The sequence below is a fragment of the Bacteroidota bacterium genome (assembly GCA_034439655.1).
Classification (GTDB): Bacteria; Bacteroidota; Bacteroidia; order UKL13-3; family UKL13-3; genus CANJUD01.
In genome coordinates, this window is the sequence record JAWXAU010000135.1 from 1 (window position 1) to 20,328 (window position 20,328).

The 20,328-nt window shown below is 36.0% G+C and carries 18 protein-coding genes; 4 read left to right on the plus strand and 14 right to left on the minus strand.

What is annotated here, in order from left to right:
- Positions 1 to 34: 34 nt before the first annotated feature.
- The 4 genes from SGJ10_09510 to moaA are packed head-to-tail and all read right to left on the minus strand — an operon-like array spanning position 35 to position 3,183.
- Positions 35 to 274 carry a MoaD/ThiS family protein gene (locus tag SGJ10_09510; protein MDZ4758361.1) on the minus strand — a complete coding sequence of 80 codons (240 nt, stop codon included), beginning with the start codon at positions 272 to 274 and terminating at the stop codon, positions 35 to 37.
- Positions 274 to 1,020, minus strand: coding sequence for a sulfite exporter TauE/SafE family protein (locus SGJ10_09515; GenBank protein MDZ4758362.1), 747 nt, complete (start codon positions 1,018 to 1,020; stop codon positions 274 to 276). Before SGJ10_09515 ends, SGJ10_09510 begins: the two co-directional genes overlap by 1 nt.
- A 4-nt stretch (positions 1,021 to 1,024) precedes the next feature.
- Positions 1,025 to 2,206, minus strand: a complete 1,182-nt coding sequence (locus SGJ10_09520) for a molybdopterin molybdotransferase MoeA (GenBank protein MDZ4758363.1) — start codon at positions 2,204 to 2,206, stop codon at positions 1,025 to 1,027.
- An 11-nt stretch (positions 2,207 to 2,217) separates the two neighbouring features.
- Positions 2,218 to 3,183 (minus strand): GTP 3',8-cyclase MoaA, encoded by a 966-nt coding sequence (gene moaA / locus SGJ10_09525; protein MDZ4758364.1) that lies wholly within the window; start codon positions 3,181 to 3,183, stop codon positions 2,218 to 2,220.
- 139 nt (positions 3,184 to 3,322) lie between these two features.
- On the opposite strand from moaA, the gene SGJ10_09530 reads away from it, so the two are divergent.
- Entirely contained in the window at positions 3,323 to 4,420 is a 1,098-nt protein-coding gene (locus SGJ10_09530; protein ID MDZ4758365.1) for a glycosyltransferase family 4 protein, read from the plus strand.
- Positions 4,420 to 5,481 (plus strand): glycosyltransferase family 1 protein, encoded by a 1,062-nt coding sequence (locus SGJ10_09535; protein MDZ4758366.1) that lies wholly within the window; start codon positions 4,420 to 4,422, stop codon positions 5,479 to 5,481. Before SGJ10_09530 ends, SGJ10_09535 begins: the two co-directional genes overlap by 1 nt.
- A 147-nt stretch (positions 5,482 to 5,628) precedes the next feature.
- Here the strand turns inward: SGJ10_09535 and SGJ10_09540 are convergent, their stop codons facing one another.
- On the minus strand, positions 5,629 to 6,384 hold the full coding sequence (locus SGJ10_09540; protein ID MDZ4758367.1) for a biotin--[acetyl-CoA-carboxylase] ligase: 756 nt from the start codon (positions 6,382 to 6,384) through the stop codon (positions 5,629 to 5,631).
- A 66-nt stretch (positions 6,385 to 6,450) separates the two neighbouring features.
- Between SGJ10_09540 and rsfS the strand changes: the two genes are divergently transcribed.
- Positions 6,451 to 6,837 carry a ribosome silencing factor gene (gene rsfS / locus SGJ10_09545; GenBank protein ID MDZ4758368.1) on the plus strand — a complete coding sequence of 129 codons (387 nt, stop codon included), beginning with the start codon at positions 6,451 to 6,453 and terminating at the stop codon, positions 6,835 to 6,837.
- Here the strand turns inward: rsfS and SGJ10_09550 are convergent.
- Genes SGJ10_09550 through argS form a run of 4 tightly spaced genes read right to left on the minus strand, consistent with a single transcriptional unit; the run spans position 6,834 to position 11,354 of the window.
- Positions 6,834 to 7,529 carry an RsmE family RNA methyltransferase gene (locus SGJ10_09550; protein ID MDZ4758369.1) on the minus strand — a complete coding sequence of 232 codons (696 nt, stop codon included), beginning with the start codon at positions 7,527 to 7,529 and terminating at the stop codon, positions 6,834 to 6,836. The two genes, rsfS and SGJ10_09550, sit on opposite strands and share 4 nt — an antisense overlap.
- Before the next feature lie 9 nt (positions 7,530 to 7,538).
- Positions 7,539 to 8,153 (minus strand): SCO family protein, encoded by a 615-nt coding sequence (locus tag SGJ10_09555; GenBank protein MDZ4758370.1) that lies wholly within the window; start codon positions 8,151 to 8,153, stop codon positions 7,539 to 7,541.
- 20 nt (positions 8,154 to 8,173) lie between these two features.
- Positions 8,174 to 9,586, minus strand: coding sequence for an HD domain-containing protein (locus SGJ10_09560; protein MDZ4758371.1), 1,413 nt, complete (start codon positions 9,584 to 9,586; stop codon positions 8,174 to 8,176).
- Between the two features lies 1 nt (position 9,587).
- Positions 9,588 to 11,354 (minus strand): arginine--tRNA ligase, encoded by a 1,767-nt coding sequence (gene argS / locus SGJ10_09565; protein ID MDZ4758372.1) that lies wholly within the window; start codon positions 11,352 to 11,354, stop codon positions 9,588 to 9,590.
- 181 nt (positions 11,355 to 11,535) lie between these two features.
- On the opposite strand from argS, the gene ahcY reads away from it, so the two are divergent.
- On the plus strand, positions 11,536 to 12,840 hold the full coding sequence (ahcY, locus tag SGJ10_09570) for an adenosylhomocysteinase (protein ID MDZ4758373.1): 1,305 nt from the start codon (positions 11,536 to 11,538) through the stop codon (positions 12,838 to 12,840).
- 317 nt (positions 12,841 to 13,157) lie between these two features.
- Here the strand turns inward: ahcY and SGJ10_09575 are convergent, their stop codons facing one another.
- The 5 genes from SGJ10_09575 to SGJ10_09595 all read right to left on the minus strand — a co-directional run bounded on the left by SGJ10_09575 (position 13,158) and on the right by SGJ10_09595 (position 20,325).
- Complete coding sequence (locus tag SGJ10_09575) at positions 13,158 to 14,036, minus strand: glycosyltransferase family 4 protein (protein MDZ4758374.1); 879 nt, start codon at positions 14,034 to 14,036, stop codon at positions 13,158 to 13,160.
- A gap of 340 nt (positions 14,037 to 14,376) precedes the next feature.
- Positions 14,377 to 15,315, minus strand: a complete 939-nt coding sequence (locus SGJ10_09580; protein MDZ4758375.1) for a glycosyltransferase family A protein — start codon at positions 15,313 to 15,315, stop codon at positions 14,377 to 14,379.
- 96 nt (positions 15,316 to 15,411) lie between these two features.
- Positions 15,412 to 16,467 carry an NAD-dependent epimerase gene (locus SGJ10_09585; protein ID MDZ4758376.1) on the minus strand — a complete coding sequence of 352 codons (1,056 nt, stop codon included), beginning with the start codon at positions 16,465 to 16,467 and terminating at the stop codon, positions 15,412 to 15,414.
- Positions 16,468 to 16,476: 9 nt separating this feature from the next.
- A complete protein-coding gene (locus SGJ10_09590; protein ID MDZ4758377.1) occupies positions 16,477 to 17,766 on the minus strand; it encodes a nucleotide sugar dehydrogenase in 1,290 nt (429 codons plus the stop codon).
- Positions 17,767 to 17,775: 9 nt separating this feature from the next.
- Positions 17,776 to 20,325, minus strand: a complete 2,550-nt coding sequence (locus tag SGJ10_09595) for a polysaccharide biosynthesis tyrosine autokinase (protein ID MDZ4758378.1) — start codon at positions 20,323 to 20,325, stop codon at positions 17,776 to 17,778.
- Between the last annotated feature and the right edge of the window lie 3 nt (positions 20,326 to 20,328).

The window sequence follows — 20,328 nt, forward strand, 5'->3', positions numbered from 1 at the left end:
GTGTATATCTATTCGTATTCATTATATATATAAATTATCCACCCGAAAATGGAGGTAGAATTGCAATTTCTGAATCTGATGTTATTATAATTTCATTACTTGCTATATTTTTATTAACTGCTACCAAATAATTAATCCCATTTAAATATATATATTTCTTTTCGAGTATTGCACGTAGTTGCTCCACATTTTCGACAGACTCATCCACTTCTATCATACTTCCTATTTGCTCTTGCAACATTCCAAAAAACTTTATAGATATGGCTTTATTCATTAGGCAAATATAAGTTTAATTGATGCAATACCAAGACCTATAGCCAGCAGTCGCTTAATGGAAACTTCATGGGCTTTTGCACTACCCCACCATGCACCCAATAATCCACCAAAAATTACAACTGATAATAACGCATAGGTTTCTTTTGTAAAAATTATATTACTTGGTGGCCAGGTTTTTTCATTTAATAATCCTGCAGCAGAATTAACCAATATAAACAAAGCCGATACCGCCGCTGTTTGCTTGGCCAATGCCCATCCAAAAAGCAATATAATAGGACTTAACAATATACCGCCCCCTATTCCCAGCAGTCCCGACAAGAAACCAATAACAGCACCAATGAGCAAGGCAATATATATATTCAATTCCAATTTAATTTTTTTGATGGGTATAGGAATACCACTTAATTTGATGACAGGGAATAACAAAATAATACCTAAAATTTTCTTATATGTTACAGGATTTATGGGAATACCCGCACCTATAAATGCCGCAGGAATTGAAGCCAGAGCAAAAGGATAAAACAATTTCCAATTAAAATATTTTTTAATATAATATTGACTAAAGGAAATAGACGATACCGCAATATTCAAAATTAATGCAGTAGTTTTCATATAATCTGTTGGCAATGCCCATAAGGCCATCACGGCCAAATAACCACTGGCACCGCCATGCCCCACTGATGAGTACATAATTGAAACGAGTCCAATCAATATAATCATATATATATCAAAATGAACTGGCATAGTATTAATTAATCCAATGAATTTCTATAATATCTCCCGCATTTTTTTCTTCCACATCTTCATGAATACAAACGAGGCAATTTGCCAAAGCATACGAATGTAATATATAAGATTCTTGACCTGATAATATTTCAACACCATTTTCATCAGCAATTCCTTTGAGAAAATGGGTGAGTCCCTTCTTTTTTGTATATGAATTTTTTAGCGGTAGAAAGGATTTTTTTAATACTGCATTATCATAACCCATCATTGATTTTAAAGCTATGGAAACATACTCATAAAAACAGGTAAGCACCGAGGCGGGGTTGCCTGGCAAGCCAAATACAAGTTTATCTCCCAGTGTTCCAAAATATAAGGGTTTGCCGGGTTTTTGTTTGACATTATGAAATACTTTTTTTACGCCTGCTTTTTCTAGCATCGTAACTACATAATCATAATCACCGACCGACACACCACCCGTTACCAAAAGCATATCTACTTTCTCAAATGCTATTTGTATATCTTTGTATAATACTTCAGGTTCATCAGGAACATGATTTATATAAATAGGTTCTATTCCTAAACTTGCCAAAGCAGCCACCAACATAGGTTTATTAGAATCATATATACTTCCTTCCTCAAGTTCCAAACCAGGCTCTATCAATTCATCTCCAGTTGTAATAATAGCTACCTTGGGTTTATTATATACGAATACTTCTGTAATACCCAAGCCCGTTAAATGCCCCACCGCAGCAGGTGTAATTAACTGCCCTTTGGCAAAAGCTATTTCCCCTTTTTGTATATGTGAACCTATGGGTCTAACATTCATTCCTTGTTTAGCAGGTAATGGCGAAAAAGCTATATTTCCACCCGATACAATTGCATGCTCCTGCATAATCACCGTGTCAGCACCTTCGGGTACAGATGCACCAGTAAAAATTCGAATAGCCGAATTGGGTTCTATCATACTTGTATAATATCCCCCAGCAGCAACTTCGCCCGCAAGCCTAAAATTATTCTTTTCTATATCTTTAAATCTGATTGCATAACCATCCATTGCACTTTGATTAAAGGGTGGCAACGCAAGTGGAGAATATATGTCTTGTGCCGATATAAACCCGCAAGCCTCAATAACACCAAGCCTTACCGAAATAAGCCCTGGAATATTTTCTTTAATAAATGCTACTGCTTCGTTAACACTAATCATATATTATATAATTATCCGCCGATAGAAATCATACTGCGATTTTCCATTTCATTGCTCAATTGCTGACCACCCAACATGGCAAATTTTGATTTTACATTTTGTATAATAAGTGGTCGAATATCTTCACCCTTTCTATATGCGGAAAGTAAATCTGTTTCGGTTTGCGAAAACAAACAATTTTTCATCTTGCCATCAGCGGTTAATCTTAACCGGTTGCACCCACTGCAGAAAGGTTCGGTAACGGTGCTTATTACGGCAAAGGTTCCTGCAAATCCTTTTGCCTGATATTTTTTTGCGGTATCTTCGGGTTTGTCTTCTAGTTTTTCTATATCATACTTCCCTTCTATTTGCTCCATCATTTCCCTGTAACTATATACTTTTTCATGATCCCATTCATTCCCTTTAAAAGGCATAAATTCTATGAATCGCACATGCACAGGGAGATTACGGGTAAGCTCCACAAAATCACAAATTTCTGTTTCGTTCATGCCTTGCATCACCACTGCATTTATTTTAACATGAAAATCGTGTTGAATTAATTTTTCGATATTACCAATCACTTTACTAAAAGCATCCACTTTGGTAATTGTTTTAAATTTATCTGCGTCTAAAGTATCCAAACTCACGTTGATGGAACGCAAGCCGATTTCTTCAAAACAGGATATATATTTATCGAGGAAAACGCCATTGGTGGTGATGGCCAATTTAAGTGGCAACTTTCCTATATTATTAAAAACATGGAGAGCATCTTTTCTCACTAGCGGTTCACCGCCTGTAAAACGAACCCTATCTACACCCAACTCGGAAAATATTTGTATGATAGCTGTTATCTCATCAGCTTGCATCAAGTGTGGTGAAGGGTGGTTGATTTCGCCAAACGAAGCCACACAATATTGACAGCGAAAATTACAGGCATCGGTAAGCGAAACCCTTAAATAATTATGGGCTCGACCAAAGGTGTCTGTAAGGCTATTCATGTCAGTCATTTAGATTTGATGCGTGAGGGATTTGATATGCAAATTTACGCTAAGTAACCCTAATTAAATAAGAATTTAAAAAAGACTAAAGTATCATCAGATATTGCACCTTATGTTTGCATAAAATTTTACACGGCCTTTGAAAAAGATTCTATTTTTGTGCAGCGAATTCCCTCCAGGGCCTGGTGGTATTGGTAACCATGGATTTAACCTGATCAAAACATTACAGCAAAAAGGTTATGAAGTTTCCATCGTTACCAATTTAGAAAATGCTACTCACGTTGAAAGTCAAAATTTTGCGACTGCCCAACATTTGGAGGTGAATTATATAAATCGGGAAGGCGTTTTGCCTGTTCAGTTCAGAAGAATTTTGGCAGCATTCTCTATCGTTTCTCATCATAATATTATACTTTGTTCGGGCATGTTTTCACTTTGGGTGGCTGGCTTATTAAAAATATTTTACAGAAAGAAAAAATATATAGCCATCATTCACGGAACCGAAGTTACTGATACCAATGCCATACACCAAAGATTCACCAAATGGGCTTTGAAAAAATTCGATACGGTTATATCTGTTTCTAAATATACACAAGAACAAATCGAGCCGAAAAATAAAAAAACTAAATATGAAGTAATTCCAAATGCGATCACCGCAGCCGATTTGCAAAAATATATTGTATCTGAACCTACCAAATGGAAAGGCAATCCCTCCTTGCTTACTGTGGGGAATGTTACCCGCAGAAAAGGACAACAAAATGTGATTAAAGCTTTGCCGCAAATTATTAAAATGTATCCCAAAGTACATTATCACATAGTTGGATTGCCTTCAAAGAAATCAGAATTTGAGACTTTGGCAAACGAATTAAAAGTGAGCGACTATATTACTTTCCACGGCAAGGTTGATGTACAAACACTATATACTTCCTATCAAAGTTGTGATGTGTTTGTGATGCTAAGTGAGAAACAACCCGATGGTGATGTAGAAGGTTTTGGAATAGCGATATTGGAAGCAAATTATTACGGCAAACCTGCCATTGGTGCAACAGCCTGCGGTATTGAAGACGCAATAGAAGAAGGAAGTACAGGCCACAAAGTATCCAACAAAAATCCAGAACTAATTGCAACAGCTTTACAAAAGATAATGGGGAATTACAATCACTATCATACTAATTCGAAAAGCTGGGCAATGAAACATGATTGGAATGATATTGCAGAAGATTATATAAAACTGATGTGATGACGACCAAGCTAATTGTAATATTTGACGCCACTAAAACAGGAAATAGGGAAAGTGGCCTGGGCAATTTTTGTTATAATTTAGGTAAAGAAATTTCGTTGATAAAGCCAGAACGTTTTGAGATACAATTTTTGGTACATAAGGAGCAAATTAATTTATTCGGCCCTGAACATAAATATATAATGCTGAATGCTACCCATAAATTTCCCGTAAACAATTTCAAAAACACGTCATTACTGCATGCTTGCTGGCAACTTAGCTCTTTGCAAAGCAGTAATAAAAAACTGAAATGGCTATACACGGTTCACGATTTAAATTTTCTTTTCAAATATAAAAGTTTCAAAAAAACATATTATACAAGCCGATTTCTAAGTAATATAAAACGTGCCGATAAGGTTGTATGTATCTCGCAAGCTACCAATGTACTCTTTGCTGATTTAACAGGCGATAATTACAGGGCCGATATTATATATAATGGAAATTCACTATCAAATATACTACATACTCAAAAACCTGCAATAGATTTGCCCCAAAGATATTTATTTTTTATTGGAATTATATCACCTAAAAAAAATATTGAAAGCATATTCGAACTATTACAACAAATTCCTGAATTAAACCTTGTACTTGCTGGCGAGGCACAAACTATATACAAACAGCAACTACAGCAAAAAGCCACCCAATTAAATATCGTAAATAGCATTATATTTACTGGCAAAGTGAGCGAAGAAGAAAAACTATATTTATATAAAAATTGTGAAGCATATATTAACCCTTCTATAGCCGAAGGCTTTGGTATTCCAGTAGTGGAAGCCATGAGTATGGGCAAGCCTTTGGTATTAAATAATATTCCTGCATTTATGGAAATAGCAGGAGATTTGGCTTTATATATAACCCCAGAAAACAAAACTGATTTTAGGAATAGTTATGATCACTATCTTCAAAAATTTAATGACTCTGAGATTGAGGATGAGATTAAATGTGCATCACAGAAATTTTCATGGAAACAAGCTGCAGAGAGTTATGTGAAACTATATGAAGATATTTTGTTTGGTGATTGATTCCGATTTGTCATTCCGAGTATGCGAGGCTCGCCGACGGCGGGTACTATGCTTGAGCCTTGCACCTGGCCTTATTAGCAGCAGATGTCTCCTTCTCCCGATAGCTATCGGGAGACGTGACAAACTACTTGTAAACTATGGAGCTACCTAATATATATAACCAATCTCCCCATTTTTAAATTTCAAAACGTTTCCTTCAATTTCCACCAACAAACAACCATATTCATCAATACCTTTTATTATACCTTTTACACATTGAGTCTCTATCAAGAAACTATGAGGCTCCTTCATTCCAAAAAGATGTTTTAAATAATCTGCTTTCAGTGCTTCAAACTTACGGGCACGAAGTTGTTTGTATCGTTCGTCGATGCTATCTGTTAGACGCAACTGACAGGCTGTTAAGTTATACTCCTTTGCTGTCAATATTTTTAACGACGTTGCGTGTGATAATTCAGGTTCAAATTGACTTTGGTTAACATTAATTCCGATGCCTATCACACTACTGGCTATGGAATCGCCACTTAAAGTATTCTGAATAAGCATCCCACAAATTTTCTGACCATTCACCATTATATCATTGGGCCATTTGATCGAAACCCCTTCAATAAGTTCCGCCAAAAAATCATATACCCCCAAACTCATGGCCATCGACAAATAAAACTGCTCTTCGGCTCTAATAAAAGTTGGATAAAGTACAAACGACATTAAAATATTTTGCCCTGGCAATGAGTGCCATTGCTTGCCCATTTGGCCACGTCCACCATTCTGATATGCGGTACTCACAGTAAAACCTTCCTTTACTGGCCCGCTCTTGAGGAGCATTTGCAACTGATGATTTGTGGAGTCTGTTTCCTGCAAAAAAACTTGCTCGTGACCCACAATTTTTTCTGTGGTAAGTAACATGTTGCAAATGTGTGGTATTTGTATTACATTTTTACACGATATTTGCAAAATATTTAATATTTTTTAGTGAAGGGTCAAATCAAGTTAGCACAAAAACAAAATGCCACCGCACAGCAGCTCTTAGACAGCGTGGTGGAAGGCATGAAGGAAAAGAAAGCAAAGAACATTGTAGTTCTAGACATGCTTAACCTCAAATCAGCTCCAGCAGATTATTTCGTAATATGTCATGGTGAGTCAGACAAACAAGTAGAAGCCATAGCCCGCAGTGTGGACGAAGTAGTAAAAAAGAATACAGGTGAAGATGCCCTACATATCGAAGGTCAGGACAATGCCGAATGGATCCTTCTCGATTATTTCAATGTGGTGGTGCATGTGTTCCAACAAGAAAAACGAAATTTCTTCGACATCGAAGGTTTGTGGGGCGATGCCCGAATACAAAATATCGAGGATTAATTTCCCAAATCCCAAACCGCTGCTATAGCCATAGCCGCAGTTTCAGTACGTAATATTTGTTTGGAGATTAATATCGGTTTAAATCCTTGGGCTTTTGCCAAAACAATTTCTGATTCATTAAAATCTCCCTCAGGGCCAATTAAAATTGTCGCTGACTTTTGTGCGTTAAATTTTATATATTCTTTGGCATCACAAAAAGCTATATATTTTTCACCCACAAATTCTTGCTGCATATATTTTTCATACGACATCACACCTTCTATAACGGGCAACCACGAGCGTTTGCATTGTTTTAAAGCAGCAATTGCAATCTTCTGCATTCGTTCCAAATTTAGCTTATTGCGTTCCGTGCGTTTGCATTCAATAAACGAAATTTTAGCTACGCCAAGTTCTGTTAGTTTTTCTAACATCCACTCCATGCGTTCATTGGTTTTTAAAACTGATACAGCAATGCTCAAACTATTAGTTGCAGGATGATGATATAATACTTTATCTAAAATTACTGCGGTTTGTTTGTCGTGAACAGTTTGTATTCTCCCCTCTCCTATCCAACCTTTGCCGTTTAATACTATAATACTTTCGTCATTTTTTATCCTCAATACTTTGGCTCCATGCCACGATTCTTCAGCATTTAAAGTAATTATTTCACCTTCTTTTAGTTCATCACATTCTGGAGTATAAAATGCTATCATGATAATATATTAATCTCTCAACAGCATCTTCGCATCCTCTATCAATTTATATACTTTATTCAAATCAGTTCCATCATAAGCATCACCACGCAAATGCCCTTGTTTATCGACCAACATGAAAAATTTGGTATGTAAAAAATATTCAGGTGATTTCACTCTTGCAGGCGAATCTAATAAATAGCTTTCGGCAGCCGTTGTATACAAATCTCTTTGAGTGCCTGTTAAAAACATCCAGTTTTTGCTTGAATGATGGGCTTCTGCATATTGTTTAAGTATATCAACTGAATCTGTTTCCGGATCAACCGTATGCGACAATATCATAAAATCATTCCTGTCTTTAAAAGCAGAATCCACTTTCATCATATTTTGGCCCATCGGCACACATATACTTTGGCATGTGGTAAAAAAATATTCTACCACATATACTTTCCCCTTTAAATCATTTTGTGTAACTATTTTCCCATCTTGATTGATGAATGAAAAAGGTTTTACTACGTGTCCAGAATCACCGAGAACAGGTATTTCCCTAATGGGCATTACATTATTCTTTTGCCATATATTATATAGAAAAAAACCTATCCCTACTATTGCAACTATAACTAATATCGTTTTTGTATTTTTCATTTTCTATTATAATATACTTTTCATTCTGCAATTGGAGCAAGCCCAATCTCTTTTGCTTTCTCTATCATAAATACAATAGCAGCTTCGCGGTTATTATCTATTTGTCCTTCTAATATTGCTTCTCTTATCGCATCTTTTATTACGCCTACTTCACGTCCAGGTTTTATATTAAATGTTTCCATAATATCCAATCCTGTAATGGGTGGCTGCCAATAGCGAAGATTATCACGCTCTTCTACCTCACGCATTCTTTCGCGTACCTCGTACAAATTTTTTCTAAAAGTTTCTACCTTAGTTTTGTTCTTAGAAGTGATATCTGCATAACATAAAGTAAAGAGGCTATCCACTTCCTCTCCTGCATCAACTATGAGTCTTCTAAAACCACTATCGGTTATTTGTGGACTTTCGGCCAGTGCTTTGGGACGCAAATGTAGCAATACTATTTTAGCCACAAATTCCATCTTTTCATTCAAAGGTAATTTCAGTTTCTTAAATATCTGTTTCACCATGCGTGCACCTTTATCTTCATGGCCATGGAAGGTGAAACCTTCGGGTTCAAATCTTTTGGTGATTGGCTTTGCAATATCATGCAAAATTGCAGCCCACCTTAACCAAAGATCCTCCGTTAATTCACTGATTTGATCGAGCACTTGTAAAGTATGATAGAAATTATCTTTGTGAGAAAGTCCGTTAATAGTTTCTACGCCTTGCAGGGCAACCATTTCGAGAAAGAACCGATGCAAAAGCATTGTATCGAATAAAATTTTAAAACCTATAGATGGTGTTTTAGATAAAATAATCTTATTTAGCTCATCGCTAATTCGCTCCATAGATATAATATCTAAACGGTGTGCATTTGCAGCAAGAGCTTGAAAAGTTTTTTCTTCAATTGTGAAATCTAATTGCGTGGCAAATCTCACGGCTCGCATCATCCTTAATGGATCGTCACTAAAAGTTATATCAGGGTCGAGCGGGGTTTTTATTATACTATTTTGTATATCGTCTACGCCGCCAAATGGGTCATTAAGCTCGCCAAAATTATCGGGATGTAAACTAAGTGCGAGTGCATTAATCGTAAAATCTCTTCGTTTTTGATCATCATCCAAAGTGCCCGGTAATACTTGTGGATTGCGTGATTCAAGACTATATGATTCTTTACGTGCTCCCACAAACTCAAATATCCAATCTTGGGTTTTTAATTGTGCGGTGCCATAGTTTTTAAAAAAGGAAAAATCACATTTTTCTTCATATCTTTTTTTAACTTCGTGGGCTAATTCTATACCATCTCCCAATACTACAATATCTGCATCTTTACTGGGGCGTTGCAAAATAAGATCACGCACAAAACCGCCAATCACGAACACTTGCTTTTGTTGCTCGCCTGCAATTTCTCTTATAATATTAAAAATAGGATGTTGTAATGCCTCTTTCATATTACATGCGTTCTACAGCTTCAATACCCAATATATTTAATCCTTGCTTGAGAACATGGGCAGTAAGTTGCGATATTGCTAAACGGTTGTTTTTTATGGCTTCATCGGATTCACGAACCAATGGTAATTCATGATATAAACGGTTAAATTCTTTGGCTACTTCATATATATAATTTGCTATAATAGCCGGACTATATAATTTGCCCGCTTCTATTATAATACTTGGCCATTTATATATTAATGCCAATAATTCTTTTTCATACTTATCAAATTTTTCTACCAAAACTGCTTGAGGTAATTTACCAAATGTACGCATTACCGAACATATACGGGCATGGGTATATTGTATAAATGGGCCAGTATTACCATGCAAGTCTATACTTTCTGCTGGGTTGAAAAGCATACGTTTTTGTGGGTCAACTTTCAATAAAAAATATTTAAGAGCACCCATACCCAAAGCATGATATAGTTTATTCATTTCTGCTTCAGTAAACCCTTGCGTTTTTCCTAATTCAGTAGTTTTATCTTTGGCGGCTTGCACCATTTCGTCCATCAATTCATCGGCATCAACCACTGTACCTTCGCGTGATTTCATTTTACCACTTGGTAAATCGACCATACCATAACTTAGGTGCATAACGCCCGGAGCATAAGGTTTGCCAAGCTTTTGCAAAATTAATTTTAATACTTTAAAATGATAATCCTGTTCATTTGCTACTACATATATAGATTTATCATAGCCCACCTCATCATATTTTTTTTGAGCAGTTCCTAAATCTTGTGTTATATAAACAGATGTGCCATCGGCACGCAAAACTAATTTTTCATCGAGTCCGTCTGCTGTTAAATCTATCCATACAGATCCGTCTGCCTTTTTGTAGAAAACTCCCGATGTCAAACCCTCCTCCACAAATTTTTTACCTAATAAATAAGTTTGCGATTCATAATAATAATTATTAAAATCGACCCCCATTCTACTATAAGTTTCTTCAAAACCTTTATAGACCCAGCCATTCATCAAAGTCCAAATGCGTAATGTTTCGGCATCACTAGCTTCCCATTTGCGTAGCATCTCCTGGGCCTCTATCATTAAGGGTGCTTGCTTTTCTGCATCGGCTTCTATAATACCCTTTGCTATTAGTTCTTGCACTTCGGCTCTATAATACTTCTCGAATGCTACATAATATTTGCCAACCAATTTATCGCCTTTAGAGCCTGTACTTTCAGGAGTTTCCCCATTCCCATAACTCATCCACGCTATCATACTTTTGCAAATATGGATTCCACGATCATTTACCAAATTGGCTTTATATACTTGGTAGCCGTTTGCTTTTAAAATTTCGGAAACACTCCATCCCAGTAAATTATTTCTGGTATGGCCTAAGTGCAAAGGCTTGTTGGTATTGGGCGATGAATATTCGACCATCACTTTCTGCCCATTTCCTACAGTACCTTTACCGAAAGATGGATTATTATATTGTTCATTTAAAAAATTACTCCAAATATTATCTGCAATTACTAAGTTCAAAAAACCCTTCACCACATTAAAACTACACACCACTTTGGTATTGGATATAATATATTCTCCAAGTTCCGCTGCGGTTTGTTCAGGATTTTTTTTGCTGATTTTTATATAAGGAAAGACCACAAAAGTATAATCACCCTCAAAATCTTGACGGGTGGTTTCCAATTTAACCCCCTCTGGTTTTGCACCATATAGGGTTTCAAATGCTTGTATTATATAGCCCGCAAGCTGATGTTCAATCATAATTTAATGCGGCAAATTTCGGCAAATTGAGCGACTAAGCCAAATTAAACATTGAGCTTATATATAGTACTCGCTCAAGAGGTCAAACCGTTTCAGAACTAAAATGCACACTTTCAAAAACTTTTTTTTTGTAATTAGCTCACAGTTATTATATTTTTGCACTGAAATTTAAAAAATAAACATGACAGATACAAACACAGTGCCTTACAAAGTTAAGGACATTACTCTGGCCGAATGGGGTCGCAAAGAAATCAAACTTGCCGAAGCAGAAATGCCAGGTCTTATGTCAATCCGCAAAGAATACGGTCCTTCACAACCTTTGAAAGGTGCCCGTGTTGCTGGTTGTTTGCACATGACTATCCAAACTGCGGTACTTATTGAAACCTTGAAAGAACTAGGTGCGGAAGTTACTTGGTCATCTTGCAATATTTTCTCAACTCAAGACCATGCCGCCGCTGCTATTGCCGCTGCAGGTATTCCTGTATTTGCTTGGAAAGGTCAAAATGCTGAAGAATTTGATTGGTGTATTGAACAAACCCTTACTGCTTTCAGTAATGGACAATCTTTAAACATGATATTAGACGATGGTGGAGACCTTACCAATTTGGTATTGGACAAATATCCAGAACTTGTCGCTGCTATTAAAGGCCTTTCGGAAGAAACCACCACTGGTGTTCACCGTTTGTATGAGCGTGTTGCTAAAGGTACTTTACCTATGCCAGCTATCAATGTGAATGACTCAGTTACCAAATCGAAATTCGATAACAAATATGGTTGCAAAGAATCTTTGGTTGACGCTATCCGTCGTGCCACTGATATTATGCTTGCTGGCAAGGTTGCTGTGGTTGCGGGTTATGGCGATGTAGGAAAAGGTTCAGCCGAATCATTGCGTGGTGCTGGTTGCCGTGTAATTGTTACCGAAATCGACCCTATCTGTGCACTTCAAGCCGCTATGGATGGTTTCCAAGTAATGCCTATGAGCAAAGCGGTAAATCATGCAAGCATTTTTGTTACTGCTACGGGTAATGTAAATATTATCAATGGCAAACACTTCGAGGCCATGCGTGATAAGTCAATCGTGTGTAACATTGGCCATTTCGATAATGAAATTGACGTTGCTTGGTTAAATAACAACCACAAAAAAGACACTTTGAAACCTCAAGTAGATGTGTATACGGTGAATGGCAAAGAAATTATTTTGCTTGCTGAAGGTCGTTTGGTAAACTTAGGTTGTGCTATGGGTCATCCTTCATTTGTAATGAGCAATTCATTCAGCAACCAAACACTTGCTCAAATTGAGTTGTGGAATAATAGCCATAATTATAAAAACGAAGTATATGTATTGCCAAAAATTCTTGACGAGAAAGTAGCCGCATTACATCTTGCCCACGTAGGTGCAGAGTTAGAAATACTTGACACGCAACAAGCCGATTACATTGGTGTTCCAGTTAATGGCCCCTTCAAAAAGGACACATACAGATATTAATTTTATATCAATCATTCAAAAGCCGGGCTATACATTGCTCGGCTTTTTTTATGCCTTATGCCAATTCTTAAACAATAATAGTTCTAAGCCTGTGGCGGATTTGGTTTGTAGAATGTTAATGCCGAACTACAATACGTTTTGTCCCTTTCTTTTGGAATATTATATATTGAGTTTCGGTGGTAATGCCGAACTACATCCCGAAAGCCCCGCTTAATCCCGATAATTATCGGGATGAGGGGGATTAGTCCCCCTTTTTTTGGACTATTATATATTGAGTGTCGGTATTATCAGTCTCGAAGCTGCTGCTAATATCAGAACTAATAGTCAAAATTGGTTTTATAATACAATACCATTTCTTTGGCTACTTGTTCCCATGAGAATTTTGCTGCTTGAATTCTAGCATTCTTTCTCATTTGTTTGTTCAAAGATTCATCATTGAAGAGTTGCGTTACCACATCAATAGTGTCATGCATATTATTATTCTTTATCATAAAACTACAACTTTCATCTAAATAACCTCTATTCCCTAAAATATCAGTAGTTACTATAGGTAATCCGCAGGCTAAAGCTTCAAGAATTGCATTACAAGCCGTTACATCTTTCAAGGGGAGCAATAGTAACGATGAGCTTCTGTAAAGCTCTCTCAACTTCTCATCAGAGATCCCTGAATATACTTCCACATAATCAATCTTGGGCAATAAGGCCATATAGTCTTTGCGTATAACGGCACGTAATTTAAATTTAGGGAAGCGTTTTTTTAACTCAAAAGCCAATTGTGACAATACTTCAAAATCTCTTAAGTGTATACCAACAAACAAGCAAGTAAATTGCTCCCACTCTTCGTGAACGGGGGTGAAAAAATTTGTATCAATTCCATGGGGGATATATTGAACAGCTTTACCGCCCAAAACTTCATTCAACAAATTTAATTGGTTCATTCCTACAGCGATGGCTCCATCAAGTTTTTTCAAATACTTGAAATCTTTAATTTCTGCGTGAATTGCACTTGGGGGTTCATGAAATGAAGCAGTAAATTTCCAACCCCTCACCCCTTTGAAAAAAGTACCGAAACGAACATCTCTTTCTCCATTCAAATAGTGGGCGATACCACCTTTTTGACTATACATTTTTTTTATTAAAGAAATATCCTTACCAAAGCTAGAACTATCATATATCCCCTTTTTTTCGGAGACCAAATAAGCAAACCATTTTCTGAACTGATACGGGACCCTGGAATATATGCCTGTAATATATTCGCAATCCATATAATCAATTAATTTTGTATAGCCTGAATGTGAAGCATGATGTCTTGAACTATGCTTTAAATAAATTAGAGGTTTACTCATTTGAACTCATTTGCTGTTGTTAAAAAAATATTATTTGTTATCTTTTGGCAATGTCTATCATATAATTGCGATTGGCAATATATAATATGAGTAGGTATTTTGCCAAGTTGCTGTAAATTTATGATATGATTAATATAAAAAAAAATAAACTTTATTTTTTATCCATTTAATAAAAGTCAATGCTTTTAGATTATGCAGTTTTTCGTTTGTTGGGGTGCGGAATTCCTAATAGTTTCCTCCGTATAAAATAAGTTCTTAACTTGCGTGAACGGGATAGAAATAATATAGAGAATATCGGGTGTAAGTATATTTTGCCTGTCCAAGAATATAACTCATTAAGGCTTTCTGAAATTTCCTGTCGGGTATTATCAAGCCCCCTGCTCGAAATCATCCGCCCATAACAGTTAATAAAAGAATTGAGTATGGCAGGGTCACTCTTTAAGTCCGAAGTTTTTAACAGCTTCGAGATTTTTGTAACAGCAATCAATTTGTCGGGTATATTTACTTGCGAATTTGAAAGCTTTTCTAGGGCACCCATATCATAGTAACAGAGGAGTTTGGGAACACATGAAATATGGTTTGATTGAAGTGCCGCAGTAAAATCAAAAAGATAATCCTCCCATGCTCTAATATCTTCAAAATAAACTTTACCTTTTATAAATGAAAAATTCCATAAACAAGAGGAGTTGGCCCATACTTTTTCGTGGATAAAAATAGTCGGGACAATTTTATCGAAAGCATATTTATTATTCTTGTATACTGAAACAACATGATTGTCTATTACATTATTAGTGAAGGTATAACACAGTATACTTGTAGGGTTCTTTGATAACTTTTCAAAAGTAAGTCTTAGGAAATCAGGATGCCAATAATCGTCGGAATCCAAGAAAGCTAGATAGGTCCCTTTTGCCAACTTCATTCCGCTGTTACGCGATAGACCAGGGCCGATATTCTTTTCATTCCTAATTAAATGTATTCTTGAATCTTCAAAGCCACTCTCAAATACTTCCTTCGATTCATCATCGATGAGTATTATTTCAAAATTGTTATATGATTGATTTAAAACCGAATTCAAGCATCGTTTTACCAAATCAAAGCGATTTCTGAATGGAATAACAACACTTATCATATATTATAAATTATTATGTATATATACAATAGCCCAAAACTTAGAATATATTAAGCCCAATTTGAAGCACCGCTATTTATGAGGATTGTTCCTAAATCAAACTTGATAATATTCCCTATACCAAGTAATGAAATTATGAATCCCTTCTTGCACACTGGTTTGTGGTTTAAAGTTCGTTAGCGATTCAAGTCTATCAACCCTTGCATAGGTTTGTTTCACATCGCCAGGTTGCAGTGGCATATAATTTATTTGGGCTTTAATATCCAATTCTTCTTCTATGGCATGAATAAAATCCATCAAGTTTACAGGGTTATTATTGCCAATATTAAATACCCTATATGGTGCCGAACTCTCCGATGAGCGTGTATTTGTAAAGTCGTAATCTGGATTGCTAAGTGGTGGTTTATCAATAAGCCTAGCTATTGATTCTACTATATCGGAAACATACGTAAAATCACGCATCATTTTCCCATTATTAAATACATTAATTGGTTCACCGCTTAATATAGCTTTGGTAAAAAGAAACAAGGCCATATCAGGTCTTCCCCATGGGCCATAAACTGTGAAAAACCTCAAGCCTGTTGATGGAATATTAAATAAATGAGCATAGGTGTGTGCCATCAACTCATTTGTTTTTTTGGTAGCAGCATATAACGAAACGGGATGGTCAGTTACAGCTTCTTCCCCAAAAGGCATTTCTTGGTTTAAACCATATACCGATGAAGTAGATGCATATATTAAATGCTTCACAGGATTATGTCTGCATGCTTCAATTATATTTAAAAACCCGTCAATATTACTTTTAATATATACTTCTGGATTGGAAAGTGAGTAACGAACACCCGCTTGGGCAGCCAAATTCACCACATAATCAAATTTGCTATCTTCAAATAGTTTGTCAACACCTTGCTTATCGGCCAAATCAAGTTTTATGAAATGGTGTTTCCCAGAAGTTGAATCTATTAATTTTCCATTTTCAATATGAGCAATATCGAATCCTTGCTTTGCTAAGCGTTGAAGTTTGAGATTGGGGTCATAATAATCATTAATAACATCTAACCCTGTTATTTCTAAATCGGCACTACCACACAAAAGATTGAATAAGTGATTGCCGATAAAGCCTGCGGTACCCGTAATCAAAAGTTTTTTCATCTACTAATATTATAAGCTCCAATATCCAATTTCCTTGAATTTATTGCGGTAAATTCCTTTGATATCTATCACAAAACCATTCGGTTTCTGGATGGACTTGAAGTAATTTTCGTCGAGGTTTAGATATTGATTATGGCTAACAGCCACTATCACCCCATCATAATCATTTGCCGTTTTTTCGGCAAGGCTATAATTATATTCATGTTCTAGTTCTTCTGAAGAGGCACAGGGGTCGACCACTTCCACATTGACCATAAATGATTTGAGCTCGTTAATAATATCCGCAACTTTAGAATTGCGTATATCGGACACGTTCTCTTTAAATGTGGCCCCCATAATCAATACTTTGGATTGTTTAATATTCCTATCGCGTGATATGAGTTCATTAACTACTTGACGAGCTATATATAATCCCATTGAATCATTGATACTTCTACCTGACAAAATTACTTTAGAGTGATAGCCAAGTTCGCTGGATTTATAAGTAAGATAATAGGGATCTACGCCTATGCAGTGGCCTCCTACCAAACCTGGTGTAAACTTAAGGAAATTCCATTTTGTACCTGCTGCTTCTAAAACATCGAAGGTATTAATATCCATTTTATGGAAAATAAGAGACAGCTCATTCATCAATGCGATATTGATATCGCGTTGCGTGTTTTCAATAACTTTAGCTGCTTCTGCCACCTTAATAGTAGGTGCTTTGTGTATTCCAGCTTTTATAATACTGCCATATATCTGGGCAATAGTTTCTAGGCTTTCGGCATCGGAACCTGATACTATTTTCAATATTTTTGTAAGGGTGTGTTCCTTATCGCCGGGATTAATGCGTTCAGGTGAATATCCTGCTTTAAAATCGTGCATGTATTTCAAACCCGAATGTTTTTCAAGCACTGGGATGCAATCTTCTTCGGTGCAGCCAGGATATACGGTGGATTCATAAACTACAATATCTCCCTTTTTTAATACTTTACCTACCGTAGTAGAGGCACCAATTAAGGGTCTTAAATCAGGATGTGTATGCTCGTCGATAGGAGTGGGAACAGCCACCACAAAAAAACAAACATCACGAAGGTCTTCTATAGAATGGCTAAATAATATATCTGCATCGTCAAACTCTTCGGGCTTCAATTCTTTGCTAGGGTCGATTCTGTTTTTCAACATCTCAATCCTAGCAGGGTTAATATCGAAACCTACAACAGAGAATTTCTTTGCAAATTCAAGAGCGATGGGCAAACCAACATAGCCTAACCCAATTACTGCCAATTTTTTTTCCCTATTGGAAAGTGCTTGAAACATCATAATTAATTATTCTTCGCGTCTTGGTTTTATGTTGAGTTTCCGCTGCAAATATTTAATAAATTTCTTAAATACATTGCCTTTATGTTGATCGTCTTCATCGTAGTATCCGTAGCCGTATCCATAACCATAGCCGTATCCATAACCATAACTATTACCTCCGTATTGACCACCATAACTGCCATAACCCGAGTAACTGCCATAACCACCATAGCCACCGTAACCATAACCATAGCCATAACCGGAGCCATAACCATAACTATAGCCGTAACGGTAACTGCTCGAATATATATTTGAGTCGTTTAGTACAATACATGTATTCTTTAGTTTACGCGTTTCAACCAATCCGTTAATGGCTTGTAGGAAATTCAGCCTCGAATAGTTTTCACGCATTACATACACATTGATATTGGAATAATCCATCAACAAAATAGCATCGGTTACAAGTCCTAATGGAGGTGTATCAACAATTACATAGTCATACTCTTTTTTAAGAACATCGAACAATATAGGAATTTTGTCACTCGCAATCAGTTCGGCAGGGTTGGGTGGAATAGGACCTGATGGTATAAAATATAAATTTTCTATTTGAGTAGGTTGAATGATATCTTTTATCTCGGCTTTGCCAATCAAATAATTGGTAATACCAATATCATTTTTTAATTTAAAATCTGTGTACAGTTTTGGTTTCCGCAGGTCAAATCCCAATAGCACCACTTTCTTATCGGACAATGCAAATATTGTCGCCAAATTCATTGAAAAAAAGGTCTTACCTTCGCCACCCACTGTAGAACTAGTAAGTATTACTTTTTTTTCTGACTCTGTCGAAAAATACTGTAGGTTAGTCCTTATGGCTCTAAATGCTTCTGCAATATGCGACTTGGGATTATTGTTCACCACCAAATTAATTTTCTTGAAGTTGTGGCTAATAATACCAATTAAGGGAACGAGTGAGGCTTTTTCAACTTGGAACCTGTTCCTAATCTTATCATCCAACATATTAATAAGATATATAAGTAGTGAAGGCAAAAACAAACCTAGCATAATAGCTATGGTATAATTTTGCGATTTTAAAGGTTTAATAATTCCTTTGGCTGTTGCATCATCCACCAATTTATTGTCAGGTATATTGGCTGCTTTTGTAATACTTAGTTCAGCCCTTTTCTGCAACATATATAAATATACGTTCTCACTAAGGGAGAACCTTCTTTTGATTTGCAGCAATTCACGTTCTGTATGAGGCACATGTCGAAGTTCTTCTTCAAAAACATTCATTTGCTCTTTTAAGGTGGTAATTGAGCTTTTGGTCGTAAGAATGGTATTATTAATATTTTCTAACAATAATCTTTTTGTATTCGAAATTTTATCTTTTAAAATTTTGATACTGGGAAAGGCATCTGTAACGTTTACCTGAAGTTCTTTTAGATTACTTTGGGCACCTCTTAATTCTTCAACAAAGTTCAATACCGATGGATCCTTTACATCTTCGAGTGTGGGTGCCAATAATGTTAAATCTTTATTAAGCACTATATAACTCCTCAACAATTCAAGAGAGTTCAGCTTTAATAGTATAGCTTGTTGCTGCCTGTTAATATCGTTGATATTTGTCATGAACTGCCGAGTCTCATCACTCAGATCCACAAAATTTTTGCTCTCTTTGAAATTCTCCAAATCACTCTCCACACTGTTCAATGAATTGGATATTTCTTCAAGTTGATTATTAATAAATTGAATTGATTTTTCCGAAATTTCATTCTTTGTTTCCAGATTTTGTTCTATATATACTTTGCATAGCATATTAAGAAAATCAACACCCTTCTGCACATTGGACGATGAAATAAAAATATTTAATAAGTTTGTTTCACGGTCATTTTTTGTGGTGATGGCCTCATTAAATTCCTTAATTAACGCTTCCCTGCTATTTAAAAAAAACTTGTATTCCCTGCTTTCTGAATTTAATACTTTTTTCAAACTATCGTTTACAGTGAGCACAATATCTCCAAATTTAAACTTGATCATCTGACCGTACTTAAAAATACCGGAAGAATTATCACCAGTTTTAGGGTCAGTAAAAACTAACTTGAATTCCTTATCGTCTTTGGTTTGTACGTAAAAGGCGTTACCATACGCACTGCTGTCCTTGATAAGTATATGTGCCTTAAATGGACATTGATTATATATTTCCTGAGTTGAGATATGTCCTATTTCGTAATAGCTAACCGAGAAATCCAGATTGCTCAATATCTCGGAGGTGAGCTGGCGTGAGGTTATTATTTGAACCTCGTCGGAAATGGATGACCCAAATTCCACAAAGTTCATGCTCCTATTTTTGTCGCCCAGTATGGATTGGGCCGATGAGTTTTGCTTATCATTAATCATCACCGAGCAACTCACTCTGTACACAGGAACGGTGTACTTATTAACGAGATATGCAACAATCATTGATGAAATGACAATAATGGCATACAAATACCAATATTTGATCACCAAATATATAATGGGCCTAAAATTATATTTTTGCCCTATTCCTGATAGTATACTTTCTTCCTGACTAGCCATTAA

Excerpts from the sequence above, each read along its gene's own strand:
- SGJ10_09510 (MDZ4758361.1), bottom strand. The coding sequence starts at position 274 with ATGAATAAAGCCATATCTATAAAGTTTTTTGGAATGTTGCAAGAGCAA.
- SGJ10_09515 (MDZ4758362.1), bottom strand. The coding sequence starts at position 1,020 with ATGCCAGTTCATTTTGATATATATATGATTATATTGATTGGACTCGTT.
- SGJ10_09520 (MDZ4758363.1), bottom strand. The coding sequence starts at position 2,206 with ATGATTAGTGTTAACGAAGCAGTAGCATTTATTAAAGAAAATATTCCA.
- moaA (MDZ4758364.1), bottom strand. The coding sequence starts at position 3,183 with ATGAATAGCCTTACAGACACCTTTGGTCGAGCCCATAATTATTTAAGG.
- SGJ10_09535 (MDZ4758366.1), top strand. The coding sequence starts at position 4,420 with ATGACGACCAAGCTAATTGTAATATTTGACGCCACTAAAACAGGAAAT.
- SGJ10_09540 (MDZ4758367.1), bottom strand. The coding sequence starts at position 6,384 with ATGTTACTTACCACAGAAAAAATTGTGGGTCACGAGCAAGTTTTTTTG.
- SGJ10_09550 (MDZ4758369.1), bottom strand. The coding sequence starts at position 7,529 with ATGATAGCATTTTATACTCCAGAATGTGATGAACTAAAAGAAGGTGAA.
- SGJ10_09555 (MDZ4758370.1), bottom strand. The coding sequence starts at position 8,153 with ATGAAAAATACAAAAACGATATTAGTTATAGTTGCAATAGTAGGGATA.
- SGJ10_09560 (MDZ4758371.1), bottom strand. The coding sequence starts at position 9,586 with ATGAAAGAGGCATTACAACATCCTATTTTTAATATTATAAGAGAAATT.
- argS (MDZ4758372.1), bottom strand. The coding sequence starts at position 11,354 with ATGATTGAACATCAGCTTGCGGGCTATATAATACAAGCATTTGAAACC.
- ahcY (MDZ4758373.1), top strand. The coding sequence starts at position 11,536 with ATGACAGATACAAACACAGTGCCTTACAAAGTTAAGGACATTACTCTG.
- SGJ10_09580 (MDZ4758375.1), bottom strand. The coding sequence starts at position 15,315 with ATGATAAGTGTTGTTATTCCATTCAGAAATCGCTTTGATTTGGTAAAA.
- SGJ10_09585 (MDZ4758376.1), bottom strand. The coding sequence starts at position 16,467 with ATGAAAAAACTTTTGATTACGGGTACCGCAGGCTTTATCGGCAATCAC.
- SGJ10_09590 (MDZ4758377.1), bottom strand. The coding sequence starts at position 17,766 with ATGTTTCAAGCACTTTCCAATAGGGAAAAAAAATTGGCAGTAATTGGG.
- SGJ10_09595 (MDZ4758378.1), bottom strand. The coding sequence starts at position 20,325 with ATGGCTAGTCAGGAAGAAAGTATACTATCAGGAATAGGGCAAAAATAT.